Raw genomic sequence first — 13,771 nt, 5'->3', positions numbered from 1 at the left:
ACCGTACAGCTATCAATCCGTTACTGCTCAGGAGTTAGCTGAATATTTGTCGTTCACCTTTTCACTACGCCCCCTTTTTATGTTTGGTTCAGCATTTGATGTTGCGATTTAAAAAAGAAAAACCGCACGCTCTTTAGATTGCCGATAACATCTGAATGCTAACGACGACTATTGGAGTTGGTGCGGCTTTAGTTACACTGCGCATTTCATTACGAAAAGCATTGCTATTTAAAAACAGCGTTCACTTACACTTTTCCTTGAACCTGTCATTACGATGCTTTGATTTTATGCCGTAATTTCTATAGCGACCAAATTACTGGTAAAAGTAAGGGCCCGTCCAGCTATACTTTTTACCGTCTACTTTCACACTATGTTTCGCGTTTTGCGACGCATCTTCATTGGAGATAATAAACACTTGCTCCGTGCCTTTAACGTCGGTAATTTTAATACCTGTATAGGCTTCGCTATCAATCATCACGCTCAAATCAGTAATACTACTTTTTGAATTCTGTGATGATTCACTTACTGGGCTATATGACCCATGAGGCTCTACTACCGATACGAACAGGGTATCCTGTGTATCACTTCTGCGAAGCATGATGGCAGGATCGCGTCGTAAGTTAAACTCAGGGTCGTTAGCGCCTATACGGGTAAAAAACACTTCATCTTCACTGTTAGTGATAGATGTGATGGTGTAATACTTACCATTACTCAACCACGAAAACTGAGTGTTGTGGTCAGCCGCATCGCCTTTTCCTTCAACGTATAAATGTTGATAGCCATTATCATCACCTAACGGATTCAGGCTCGTTGGCGTATCGTATTTGAAGTTCATATCTATTACTTGGCCAAAATAGTAGAACGGAAAGTCATACTGATTTTTCTTATCTGACTCAACACGCATAATGTCTAACACGAACGGCTTTTCGAAGTTGTCGTTAGCGACCATAACCATAGTGCGGTGCATCAAAGTACCAGGGTACGCATTTTCTTCTGTAGCACTCACCACTTTGATATCTTCACGCTCAGCATCAAAAGTAAATAACTCAGAATGATGCTGACTTGCAATATCGTAATCGCCGTTAAAATGTTTCTTCTGATTTATTGACAACGTGTTGTGCGCAATGGTGGTTTTCGCCCACGTTTTGTTTTCTTCTAAGTAGTTACCGCCACCTTTTTGCTCAATATTTACAAAACGAGCTAAACCGTAATCTTGTAATACTTCCTCGCCTTTTTCATACATTGAAAAAGAAAGTTTGTCGTAATGGCCATGACTTAAGCCTTGGCCCGCATACTTAAACACCAAGGTCATATCTTCATCACCTTGGCGCAACACACCTATGCCACCTTGCTTGCCATTCACGCCGTCACTTAAGTTCACTGATTGCTTGATAAAAGGTTCAACCTTACCATCGCGAACGTCAATTGCCGCTTGTAGCCCTGATTCTTGCAATAACACTTCGCCTTGTTTTTCAACAACACTAAGCAGTTGTGGATTCTTATCACCGTAGAAATAAGCTAAATCCACCGCACTCACCAAGGAGCTCTTGTAATAAGACATCCCTTTTTGGGCATCGTTAATTGGGAAGAATTCACCATCAGCATCAGACAAATTAAGAAGCGCGTTTACGCCTTTCAATAACACATTGTCTTTGTGCTGAAGTACTTTTAAGTCTGGACGGCTGTTGTCCATTGCTAAAGCAAAAATAAGGAAAGGATACATTGCATAGCGTTGGTAATATGGTCCTTCGGTATAATAGCCATCGGGCGAGAAAGGTTCTTCTAAGTTAGCAAAGAAGCCTTTGCGCTGACCTTCTACCTTAATGGTGCCACCGTCGTTATCTTTACCGCCTACTTCTAAACCATCATCTTCAATACCATACAAGGCACGCTGAATAAGTTCTTCGTCGTTCATTACTAGGCCAATCATACCGACCGCCGCGATGCCCCACGTGCTATGGTTGTGAACGCGATTGAAAAACTGCGGGTTCTCTAGTGAGATAAAATCAGCGAACGGACGGAACAAATTCGTTTCTAGCGTTTCCCGTTCTTCAGCAGAAAGATAATCGTAAATGGCATCATAAGCTTGGCTCATGTAAACCAACCAGTTACTGTCGTTTAAGCACTGCCAAAACAATTTACCACGTGAATACGAGCGTTCTTGAGGGTGAAGCGGTAAATCTTTGTACATGGCTTCATACTGAAACAACATATCGCGAATGTATTTTGCGTATTTTTCGTCGTTCAATACCTGATACAACACACCGGCTTTTTGAGCTACAAAGAAGTTTTGCTTGTGGCGTTGATGGGTATAACCGCCTGAAAAGTCTTTAGGAATAGGCGTATCAATTCCCATAGCAATTTCTGCATCTACTTCCTGCTTAACACTTGATAATGTTGTGTCAAACAGGGGAACTTGGCCTAAATTGTCTCTCATTCTTTCCACACCAGGTTTGGTAAGAATAAGATTAGGGTGTTCTGTTGCTTGCAGGGTAAAAGGCGACATAGTTATGCCCACCGTTAATAACGTAAGGGTAAATTTTTTTATATTCATATTATAAGTTCCGTTTTTAACACTTCGCCTTTTTAGAATTTATTAACAATGGGTGTAGGGTAAAAATTGTTAATAAGAAGATAGCGAATTGAGGATTAGTACAATAACAGAACCTCTAGGGTATAAAAGCTGACCACTGGGAGAAAACGCAAAAACAATCAATCATTTGTTCAAAATGCAATCAGCTGTAGTATTTTTACTAAAAAATCTTGTATAGGCAGGTACTAAATAAAAACGTGAATAGGATGATAAACGTGACGTACCACTTAGTACGCCACGTTGAATACGTTATGTTTCGCTAGTCAAAATTGCATTTAGCTAGTTTTATCACATCAAACTCGATATACGATCCCCCAACAAACAAGTTAGAAACCTTCTAAAACGATTTTTCCAATTGCTGTGCCTGCTTCTAGGGTCTTATGCGCTTCAATTAAGTTCGCCGCATTAATCTTACCCAAATGCTTACCTACTGTCGTTTTTACTTGGCCTGCATCAATTAACGCGGCAACATCGGATAGCAACTCACCTTGGGCGCTCATATCTTCTGTTTGGAACATTGAACGGGTAAACATAAACTCCCAATGCAACGATATACTTTTAGGCTTGAGCTTTGAAATATCTAATGCTTCAGGGTCGTCAATAAGCGCAATTTTACCCATAGGCTTCATGATTTCTACGTAGGCATCGAGATATGCATCAGTGGCGTTCAAGCTTGCCACATGTGTAACTGGCCCAATATTTAGCGCAGTAATTTGTTCAGCTAATGGTTGGCGGTGGTTAACGACATAATCAGCACCCAAGCTCTTAACCCACTGTATAGAACTTTCACGAGAAGCAGTGGCAATAACCGTAGCACCGGTTAAGGCTTTTAGCAGTTGAAGCATGATTGAACCAACCCCGCCAGCCGCGCCTACTACCAACACGGTTTCGTCAGTTTTCTTGGTATTACCCGCTTGTTGTTTTTCAAGCGCCAAATGTTGGAACAATAATTCCCATGCAGTTATCGCGGTAAGCGGTAATGCCGCCGCTTCGCTATCAGACAAGCTTTTCGGAGCACGGCCAACAATGCGTTCGTCTACTAACTGGAATTCAGCATTAGTGCCTTGGCGCGTTAAATCGCCCGCGTAATATACTCTATCACCTACTTCCAAGGTTTCTACATCATCACCAGCTTCAACCACTTCACCTACCGCATCCCACCCCAAAATTTTAGGTTCACCATTTTCAGGCGATACACGTTGGCGAATTTTAAAATCTACTGGGTTAACGGCAATAGAATTGATTTTCACCAACACATCCCGTCCCGACGCGGCAGGCTTGGCAAGCTCTACATCCGTTAGTGCGTTTTCATCTGTTATAGGTAAAGATGTAGTGTATCCAATTGCTTTCATCGAGAAATCCCCTTCTGCTTAAGTAAAATACTGAACGAATGTGCATATTCATATGCAATGAGAATATAATACGCCTTGACTGTTTCAAATTAAACAGCACAATATTTGAAACATTTTCAATAGAAAATAGATAATCTATGTTACTTGAAGATCTCATTGTTATTTTAAAGGTCGCTGAGTTTCGCAGTATTACTGCCGCAGCATCTAGCTTAGACATGCGCACAGCAACTGCTAGTGCTGCAGTTAAACGAGTTGAAAGTACGCTAGGTTCCGACCTTTTTATTCGAACAACTCGTTCGCTTCGCCTTTCTGCTGCGGGTGAGCGTTATTTACCTGTTTGCGAGCAAGCCATCACCATGCTTGAACACGCAAAGCAAAACTTGCAAGAAGATACGGGAAATATTGAGGGCGAATTACGCATAGGCTTATCGTCAGATTTAGGCCGCAATGTTATTGCCCCTAGGCTTAATAGCTTTATGGATGAGCACACTGGTATCACCATGAAGCTGCATTTAAGTGACAGCAATATCGATTTTTATCGCGACCCTGTTGATATCGCCCTTCGTTACGGCTCGCCAAACGATGCCAGTTTATACGGCTTTAAAATATGTGAGGTCCCTAGGTTGTTGGTCGCCTCCCCCGCTTATTTAAAGAAGCACGGCACACCAAAAACCTTAGAAGACTTACCTAAACACAACGGCCTTTTTTATCAGCTACACGATATTATTTATAACGAGTGGGAACTTACCCGCAACAATCAACCCGTGAAAATTAAAATGCAGGGTAACCGTGCTACTAATGACGGCGACATGGTGCGAAGATGGTGTGTGAATGGTCATGGCCTTGCGGTAAAGTCTAGTTTAGACATGTGCGACGACCTACTTAATAACCGCGCAGTGGCGTTAATGCCTGACTATATTGTTAAACCTACCCAATTATGGCTAATTTGCCCTAGTAGGCAATCCATAACGCCCGCCGTAAGGTTGCTAAGAGATACCCTTAGGACTCAATGCCAATACCAATTACAACAGTTGGTGGCGGCAGGTATTTTTGCCGAGGAGCGAATCTAAACCGTGATAAGTCCGCTGGGAGTACCGCGCTCAGGCCCGTGTTGCTGAACATGTTCAATTAGGGCAGGAAAAAAGCCTAGAAATAGGCTATTCAAGGGCGTGAAGTTTGCTTCTATATCTTGCACGCATTGAGCAAAATCATTTTTAAATCGTATGCGCTTCGCTACCGCCTGTATAGCGAAACCTATCCCTTCAAACTCCGCGTAGTCTGCAAACCAGTTGTGCGTAATCATATGAGAAACACTACGCTGCATAGATGTGGGCATAACAGGCAGCTTCTTTTCCAATAACGAAAAGCTGTGCTCACAAAATGATTCAAAGGGAATGTTAGAGAACCGCGCCCAATGCGTAATTAATAGATGATCGAACAGCATATCTATCGCCACGGGTGCAAAACGCCTGTGCTCAGGTTTAAACAGCGCTTTTGCTTGTTTCACACTAGCATGACTGTCAGTAAACTTATCTACCGTATAGTGGTTTTCTAGGCCTTTACTAACGCCATTACTGAGCGTGGCGAGTGCTACACCTTTGCGAAAATCGCCAAGTAAATTGCCGTAGTGAGAATCAGCATTGGGTTGGGCTAAAAAAAGATGAGCGAGGTAATTCATTGTCCCATTATACGCCAATTAACGAGCAAATCGCTTCCCCCTACAAATATTGTTTGGTATTTGCTAGGTCCCCCATCGGTTCGAAGTATGAATGTGGTACAATTGTGGTTTACGTTAGCCCTAATTTAGTTTTAAAGACAGTGAATACAGCAGAATTACTCGCCCCCATAAATAGGTTTTTACACGCTACAACACCAGATGCATGGGTTGAAGAAGCTACAAAGCCTGAAAACTTTTCCATGCTGCTTTTAGATCATTTGATTTGTGAGCTTAAAGCATCTCAATCGGCCATGTTTCTTATTCGAAAATATGCCGTCGATAAAGAAAGTAGCGATGCCCTTTTGGCGTGGCTGCAACCCTTCGAGCAATACGTGTATAAACGTGAAGGTGACTGGCGAGACTTACTATCTAAAAATAAACTGTCGAAATCTGTTATCCCACGCTCTGATTCAAAATACGGCCAAGACCTTATTGATAAAATGGTGCTGCTGATTAAAGAAGAGTTACATCACTTTTATCAAGTATTGGAGATGATGGACCATTTCGATATTGAGTATCGAAGCATCACCCCTTCGCGCTACGCAAAAGGATTACTTAGGCACGTTAAAACTCATGAGCCAGATGCGTTAGTCGACAAACTAATATGTGGCGCTTATATCGAAGCACGCTCTTGCGAGCGATTCGCAAAATTAGCGCCCCACGTAGATGCAAAGCTTGGTGAATTTTATATTTCCTTGCTTCGCTCCGAAGCTAGGCACTATCAAGACTACTTGTCGCTGGCCACCGATATCGCGGGCAAAGATATTTCAGAAAGAATTGCGTACTTTGGTGAGGTAGAAGCTGAATTAATCACTACCAGTGACAGCGATTTTAAATTCCATAGCGGGCTTCCAGCTTAAGGTATTTATAACGCCCTTACAGGCTTTCTAAAATGAAGGGGTGGAAGTTGATAATGCGTGGTGTCATGCCGCGCGTTTAACTCATCGTTTCTTGCTACCTTCTCGTTTCACTCCCTTTTAGTCTTGCATAGCTACTATTACCTCTTGTTAATATGTCCAAATCTGGTTGCTCATACCTAATTGATGGCATCGCATTACCTAAGATAAGCCTTATATTTGTTAGGCTATTTAGCCATCATTTCTCTCAAATGACTGCCTGACTTCGACCCATCTTGGTGCACCTTCATCAATTAGCTAAATAAGTGCATTTTAGGCCCTGTTTTTCACACTATTTATTTGACTGATTCATCATCCTGTAGCAAAATTGCAGTGTAAAATAAATGTTGCATTTTATACTTCAGTATTAACATTGATTCTTATAATAAATAATACTCTTCAGACTTTCTCAGAGGCGAAGGACAATGCTTTTAAACCATGTTATTGGGATGTACACGCATCCAAAAGAAGAATGCCGTAATATCGATCGACGCCAAGAAACCTTTTTCTACGCTTTTAGCCACATTGCTATTATTGCGTTAATACCCACTATTGTGGCGTATTACTCAACGGCCTACACAGGTTGGAGTATGGGCTCAGACCTAATAAAATTAAGCGAAAGCAGTGCGCTATTAATGGCGACGGGTATGTATTTCGGCTTAGTTGCTGGCGTAGTAGCCTTGGCTGTAGTCATTCATGAGCTCGCTAAAGCGTTTGAATCATCAACTACTTTCACGCAATCATTAGAGTTAGCCGCTTACACCGCTACTCCATTATTTATGGTGGGCTTTGCTGGTTTGTACCCTGAGCTTTGGGTGGTAATGGCAGCACTATTAGTTGGTGTAGGTTATTCAGTCTATCTGCTTTTTTCTGGTGTGCCTTTGTTGATGCAATTGCCACAAGAAAAAGGGTTTATCTATTCCAGCTCAGTGGTTACCTGTGGACTCGTGTTAATGGTTATTCTAATGACTGGCGCAGTACTATTGTGGGGTATTACAACAGGCCCTATTTTCGCCAGCTAGCGAATAAAAAGAAAGTGTTAATTACTTTACCCATTCAGCCATAAAATAATAAACACAAAAAAGCCGCTTAATAGCGGCTTTTTTTATGAGTTAACCACATAGCCATAACTATCTGCTGGCAAATGGCCTAGTCGTTTGAATCGATATTGTGCATATCTAAATTGCTCAACTCTGCTTGCAGAATTGGCGCTTCACGAGACTTCTCTCCACGCGAGATATCAATACGTTCAAGGTAGTCTTGGTCTACATCACCGGTAATGTAGTTACCGTCGAAGACTGAAGTTTCAAAACGTTGAATTGCATCATTTTCTTCCCTTACAGCTTCCACTAAATCAGTGATATCTTGGAAGATAAGGCCGTCAGCTTGAATAAGGTCGGCTATTTGATCAATTTCTCGGCCATAGGCAATCAATTCGTTGGCAGAAGGCATGTCGATACCATACACGTTAGGAAAACGTATTTCAGGCGCTGCAGAGGCGAAGTATACCTTCTTAGCACCAGATTCTCTGGCCATCTCAATAATTTGGCCTGATGTAGTACCACGCACAATAGAGTCATCAACCAACAGTACGTTCTTGCCTTTAAATTCAGACGAGATAGCGTTTAGCTTACGGCGCACAGACTTCTTACGCATAGTTTGGCCAGGCATAATGAACGTACGGCCAATGTAGCGATTCTTCACAAAGCCCTGACGGTACGGCAAATCTAAAGTGTTGGCAATTTGAAGTGCCACATCCATAGACGTTTCGGGAATAGGAATAACGACGTCAATGTCTAAATCACTCCATTCACGAGAAATTTTCTCACCCAATCGACGGCCCATATTCACGCGAGACGCATAAACTGAAATACCGTCGATAAAGCTATCTGGACGTGCAAAATACACAAACTCAAAAATACAGGGTGAGGTAATGGGGTTCTCAGCACATTGTCTGGTATGAAGCTCGCCATTTTCAGTAATGTACACCGCCTCACCTGGCGACACATCGCGGATGAATTGAAAGCCTACCGCATCCAGTGCCACACTTTCTGATGCTACCATCCACTCTTCGCCAAGCTCTGTCATACGCTTACCTAGCGCTAACGGGCGAATACCGTGTGGGTCACGAAATGCCACAATACCTTGGCCGATAATTGCGGCTACCACCGCGTAAGCACCGCGAATTTTCTTGTGTACTTTGGTTACTACTTCAAAGATATGTTCAGCAGTAACACTTAGCCCTGCCACTTGCTGTAGCTCGTGAGCAAGAATGTTTAACAACAACTCTGAATCAGATGTGGTGTTAATGTGACGACGGGCAATTCGAAATACTTCTTCTTGCAAATCGTGAGCATTGGTTAAGTTACCATTGTGCGCAAAAGCAATACCAAACGGTGAGTTCACATAGAATGGCTGCGCTTCGGCTGAACTCGAGGTACCTGCGGTAGGATAGCGAACGTGCCCAATACCCATATTACCCGATAAGCGCTTCATATGACGCGTATGAAATACATCACGAACCAAACCATTTGCCTTACGCAAATTAAACATATTTTGGTCGATGGTCATTATTCCAGCAGCGTCCTGTCCACGATGTTGGATTACCGTTAAACCATCGTACAAAGACTGAGCTACTGGTGTTTTACCAACTATTCCGACAATACCACACATGTGCGTTACCTATATCAAGCGGGATTTAAGAAACTGGAGGAGCCTTTCACATACGTGAAAAACCACTCAATAATGACACCAAATTCGGGAATAAATACCGACGTTTGCCACCACTGCGATGAGGCAGCAGCAGAGAAAGTGTCCATGAAAAAGAGAAGCGCACTAACGATAAGTACTCCGCGGAGCGCTCCAAATACAATGCCTAAAACGCGATCGGTACCTGACAGGCCTGTTGCCTGAACCAGTTGTCCAATTGCAAAATTTAACATGCCGCCTAACATCAGAGTTGATACAAATAAAGCGGCAATGGCAGCGCCATTTCGAAGATACAAATCATCGATGGCAGTAAAGTATACGGCTAAGTCGGCATAAAAATGGCTGGCAATAAAGAGTGCGCCAAACCATACCACAAGAGAGATGGCTTCTTTAACAAACCCTCTAATAAGGCTTATTAAGGTAGATACCGCAACGATACCCAATATGGAAAAGTCTACCCAGTTCATTGTCTCTTAATTGCGTTATAGTCGCGGAAGTTGTTAGTAGCGACATGCCGTTGGCGAGATGGCGCGCATTCTAACAGAAGCCAGAAAGATTACCAATGTGTAATATTTTTAGCTTCTGATTTTCATAGCGTAGAAAGTGCTGTGTATAAATGGGTTTACACTATTCTACTTTAAACGTGGTGACCTTCCCTTTCAGGTCAGTGAGTTCACGTAAATGTGGCAATGCTGCCTCTAATTTTTGTTTTTCTAAGTCTGGCCCAACAAACACTTTGTTAAGCGGGCCAGAGTTAGTCATTATCCGGCGGCTAAACGCACGATATCCCGCTTTTTCAAGCTTATTCAATAATGACTTTACGTTTTTCTCATGGCGAAAGCTGCCAAGTTGTATAACCCAACCTACGTCATCCACAGTAGATGAATCCGGTGCTTCAACAATGGTTTGACTGGCAAGAGAATCTTCTGGCGTTATTGAAGCCTCTACCGGCTCAGGCAACGCTTGAGTCTCACTGGGCACATTGGACGTTGCACCTTCATCATCCAGCGCCTTATCATCCGTTACCGTTACGGGCAACTGTGCAGCTTTAGCTACCCGCTCACTTGGAAAGGCTTCGGGCTCTACAATAGGTTTCTTAGGGGGACTTGCAGGAACAGATACAAACGGTTCTTTATTGGTTTGCTTCTTGCCATCGAGAAAGTCTGGTAAAAAAATAACTGCCAGCGCCACAATGATGATGGTGCCCACGAGTCTATTCTTTAATGCCGACGTCACTATTATCTCCTGTTGAACTTATTGTTCGATTTTATTGTTGTTCATTTGCGTTGGTATAATTTAACACTTCAGCCACGGTAACAAAGGAACCAAAGACCAATATAAGTTCGCCTTCATGGTAATCATTACGTGCTGCTTTATAAGCATTAGTCACATCATTGAAGGTTTGGATATAGCTTTTATCAAGCTGAGCATCCAAAAGTGCATCCGCTAGCACGTCTGCATCGCACCCTCGAGGGCCTGAAGTGCTTGCTAAGTACCATTGTGCATTCAGCGATGACAAAGGCGCAAGGGTTTCTACAATAGATTTGTCTTTTAACATACCCGCTACCACGCGTATTTTACTTGCGGGGTAACGTTTAAGCCATTCCCGCATTGCGTTGGTTGCTTGGGGGTTATGCGCGACATCCACCACCACTAGCGGGTTATGGCTAATTTCTTGCTGGCGGCCTGGCAAACGGGTATTGGCAATAATCTGCTTTATCGCTGTTTCATCTGGCAGTAAGTCCAATAATTCCAGTGCCGCAAGTGCCGTTGCTGCATTTTGCTGCGGAATATGCGGGTATGGTAGCTGGGTAAATTCAGTATGCTTACCCTTCCATTGCCACGTTCGACTGGTGCTAGCGCTAAGGCTATAGTCAGGCGCGGTATTATCAACAATGAAAAAGTCTTGCTGCGCCCATCGAGCATCAACATCTAATTCAAACACAACTTCACGTAGCGAACTTGGTGGAAAAAGCTCACCAATAACAGCTTTACCATTTTTTCGCATTATACCGGCTTTTTCACGAGCAATTGCTTCGCGGGTATCACCCAGCCAGTCTTGGTGATCAAGGTCAATGGTAGTAATGATGGCTAAATCTGGGTCGAGAATATTGGTGGCATCTAACCTTCCCCCTAGCCCTACTTCCAATACGGCCACATCAACACCCCAATCCTGCATCATTTTCATTGCAGCTAAGGTGCCGAATTCAAAATAGGTTAAGGTGATATCACCACGGGCTTTTTCGATAAGCTCGAAGGCTTGGCAAAATGCGCCTTCTTCAGCCAATTCACCGTTTAGCCGCACACGCTCGCAGTAACTCACTAGATGAGGAGAACCAAACACCGCGACGGTTTTACCTTGCGCAAGCATAGCTTGCTCTAACAAGCGGCAAGTTGTGCCTTTACCGTTAGTACCGGCCACGGTAATAAGTAGAGAGTCTTTTAGATGGATACCCATGGCATTTGCCACAGATTTAACGCGTTCAAGCCCCATATCAATGGCACTTGGATGAATAGATTCAAGATGAGAAAGCCACTGACTCAACGTGGTTATTGAGTCAGTATTTTGATTTTTTTGTGTATTCACTAATTCTGATGATGCAGCTTAAGTAACAAGCCGTGTAATTTATCACGCATTTCCCTGCGGTCAACAATCATATCAATAGCGCCTTTCTCGACAAGGAACTCACTACGCTGGAAACCTTGTGGTAGTTTTTCGCGTACTGTTTGCTCGATAACACGAGGACCAGCAAAACCAATCAACGCTTTTGGCTCAGCAACGTTAACATCACCTAGCATCGCTAAACTGGCAGAAACACCGCCCATTGTTGGGTCTGTTAGCACAGAAATGTAAGGTAAACCTTTTTTGCTCATTTTTGCCAATGCCGCAGATGTTTTTGCCATTTGCATTAGCGACATAAGCGCTTCTTGCATACGTGCACCACCACTAGCAGAGAAACAAATAAGTGGCGTGTTGTTTTCAAGACAAGCGTTTACCGCAGCAACAAAGCGAGCACCTACCACAGAGGCCATTGAGCCCCCCATAAAGGCAAATTCGAAACTGGCTACTACAACTGGCATACCTTTTAGTTTGCCTTGCATAACTACCAAGGCATCTTTTTCATTGGTTAGCTTTTGCGCGGCTACGATTCGGTCTTTATAACGTTTTGAATCTTTAAATTTTAAGATATCTTGTGGTTCAAATTCACCACCAAGTTCTACGCGGTCGCCTTCATCAAGAAAGCCGTCTATACGGCGACGGGCCGTAATACGCATGTGATGATCGCACTTAGGGCAAACTTCTTGAAGTTTTTCCAACTCAGTTTTGTACAACACAGCTTGGCAAGAGCCGCATTTTGTCCAAATCCCCTCAGGTACATTACCTTTTGTGGATGTTTGCGTACGCGGAAGAATTTTTTGAATCCAGCTCATGGAAAAGGAATCCTTTATATTTATTAGCGCACCGACACTGTTTTTTCATTCGTGCTTTGTGTCAATACTACATGAATATTTCGGTTACTTTATTGTAGCGCAAGAGAAAAATACGCACTACGTTAGTACAACCACCTAATATAGCGCGCTATTAGACCACAATACAGTAAAATGGAAAAAACAAAACTGGTCTAAGAAGTTGAACGGTAACCCATTGCTACCGTTCACGCTCTTAAGATTCTGGAAGAAAAAGAGGCCCTAGAGGTGATTTTGGTATACCGAAGTGCTCAGGGTAAGTCACATCTACCAAATACAACCCATTAGGTTTGGCGGTGGTAGCGGCTTTTGCACGGTCTTTTAGGGTAAGTAGATGCGCCATCCAATCGACAGGTTGCTCTCCTGCCCCAATGCAAAGCAGTGAACCCGTGATGTTACGTACCATATGATGCAAAAACGCATTCGCACGGATATCTAACACCACATAACGACCTTGCCTATGTACACTCACGCTACTTACGGTTCGGTGAGGCGTTTTGCTTTGGCACAGCGAAGCCCTGAATGTAGTGAAATCGTGCTCCCCTACCAGCGCCTGTGCGGCTTCATGCATTTTTTCTGCGTCTAACTCGCGGTATTCGTGAGTAACACCATTGTGCAGGATAGCAGGTCGCATACGGGAGTTATAAATAACGTAGCGATAACGACGATGGGTAGCCGAAAAGCGGGCATGAAAATCATCAGAGACAGGTTTGGCCCAGGTTACGGCGATCGTGTCAGGCATGTTAGCGTTTATACCGAGTGTCCAAGCACGCTCTGGACGCTCTACATCGCTGTCAAAATGGACTATCTGGCCAGTTGCATGTACACCAGCATCGGTGCGACCAGCACAAAATACTATAATAGGCTTATTTGCGATAACGGTGAGTGCTTTCTCTAGGTATTCTTGCACGCTAGCCACGTCTTTTTGACGTTGCCAACCATGTACCGATGCACCATCATACTCGATGCCTAAGGCGATTCGCCCCATGTTTCAAACACCTCTAAATAGAAAAGCCGCTAAGTGTAGTCATACCGC

12 protein-coding genes are annotated in these 13,771 nt (G+C 43.3%); 3 read left to right on the top strand and 9 right to left on the bottom strand.

The genetic code is table 11. The features are described 5' to 3' along the window. Positions 1-313: 313 nt before the first annotated feature. Together KYS23_RS08920 and KYS23_RS08915 are read right to left on the bottom strand one after the other, a co-directional pair. The gene (locus KYS23_RS08920; protein WP_218418429.1) at positions 314-2,554 is read right to left on the bottom strand and encodes a heparinase II/III domain-containing protein; all 2,241 of its coding nucleotides are present in this window, start codon (positions 2,552-2,554) and stop codon (positions 314-316) included. A 365-nt stretch (positions 2,555-2,919) separates the two neighbouring features. Continuing rightward, positions 2,920-3,945, bottom strand: coding sequence for a zinc-binding alcohol dehydrogenase family protein (locus KYS23_RS08915; RefSeq protein WP_218418428.1), 1,026 nt, complete (start codon positions 3,943-3,945; stop codon positions 2,920-2,922). A 137-nt stretch (positions 3,946-4,082) separates the two neighbouring features. Here KYS23_RS08915 and KYS23_RS08910 point away from each other — a divergent pair, with 137 nt between their 5' ends. Next, on the top strand, positions 4,083-5,015 hold the full coding sequence (locus KYS23_RS08910) for a LysR family transcriptional regulator (RefSeq protein ID WP_218418427.1): 933 nt from the start codon (positions 4,083-4,085) through the stop codon (positions 5,013-5,015). Here KYS23_RS08910 and KYS23_RS08905 read toward each other — a convergent pair. Continuing rightward, positions 5,012-5,623 (bottom strand): acyl carrier protein phosphodiesterase, encoded by a 612-nt coding sequence (locus tag KYS23_RS08905; RefSeq protein ID WP_159531813.1) that lies wholly within the window; start codon positions 5,621-5,623, stop codon positions 5,012-5,014. The genes KYS23_RS08910 and KYS23_RS08905 overlap by 4 nt on opposite strands. Before the next feature lie 140 nt (positions 5,624-5,763). On the opposite strand from KYS23_RS08905, the gene miaE reads away from it, so the two are divergent. Together miaE and KYS23_RS08895 are read left to right on the top strand one after the other, a co-directional pair. Next, positions 5,764-6,522: a tRNA isopentenyl-2-thiomethyl-A-37 hydroxylase MiaE gene (gene miaE, locus KYS23_RS08900; RefSeq protein ID WP_159531815.1), complete on the top strand. Its 759-nt coding sequence runs from the start codon at positions 5,764-5,766 to the stop codon at positions 6,520-6,522. Positions 6,523-6,983: 461 nt separating this feature from the next. Further along, entirely contained in the window at positions 6,984-7,580 is a 597-nt protein-coding gene (locus KYS23_RS08895) for a Yip1 family protein (protein ID WP_159531817.1), read from the top strand. Positions 7,581-7,707: 127 nt separating this feature from the next. Here KYS23_RS08895 and purF read toward each other — a convergent pair whose 3' ends face one another. The 6 genes from purF to truA form a co-directional block, all read right to left on the bottom strand. Then, complete coding sequence (gene purF / locus KYS23_RS08890; protein WP_159531819.1) at positions 7,708-9,231, bottom strand: amidophosphoribosyltransferase; 1,524 nt, start codon at positions 9,229-9,231, stop codon at positions 7,708-7,710. Between the two features lie 14 nt (positions 9,232-9,245). Beyond that, complete coding sequence (locus KYS23_RS08885; protein ID WP_218418426.1) at positions 9,246-9,734, bottom strand: CvpA family protein; 489 nt, start codon at positions 9,732-9,734, stop codon at positions 9,246-9,248. Positions 9,735-9,894: 160 nt separating this feature from the next. Further along, positions 9,895-10,503, bottom strand: coding sequence for an SPOR domain-containing protein (locus KYS23_RS08880; protein ID WP_218418425.1), 609 nt, complete (start codon positions 10,501-10,503; stop codon positions 9,895-9,897). Between the two features lie 31 nt (positions 10,504-10,534). Then, positions 10,535-11,854 (bottom strand): bifunctional tetrahydrofolate synthase/dihydrofolate synthase, encoded by a 1,320-nt coding sequence (gene folC / locus KYS23_RS08875; RefSeq protein WP_218418424.1) that lies wholly within the window; start codon positions 11,852-11,854, stop codon positions 10,535-10,537. Beyond that, on the bottom strand, positions 11,854-12,699 hold the full coding sequence (gene accD, locus KYS23_RS08870; RefSeq protein WP_159531825.1) for an acetyl-CoA carboxylase, carboxyltransferase subunit beta: 846 nt from the start codon (positions 12,697-12,699) through the stop codon (positions 11,854-11,856). Before accD ends, folC begins: the two co-directional genes overlap by 1 nt. A gap of 232 nt (positions 12,700-12,931) precedes the next feature. Continuing rightward, a complete protein-coding gene (gene truA / locus KYS23_RS08865; RefSeq protein ID WP_013783501.1) occupies positions 12,932-13,723 on the bottom strand; it encodes a tRNA pseudouridine(38-40) synthase TruA in 792 nt (263 codons plus the stop codon). Positions 13,724-13,771: the final 48 nt, after the last annotated feature.

Source organism: Alteromonas lipotrueae (genome assembly GCF_019249255.1).
GTDB lineage: Bacteria > Pseudomonadota > Gammaproteobacteria > Enterobacterales > Alteromonadaceae > Alteromonas > Alteromonas lipotrueae.
This window is presented reverse-complemented; position numbering and strand designations above follow the sequence as displayed.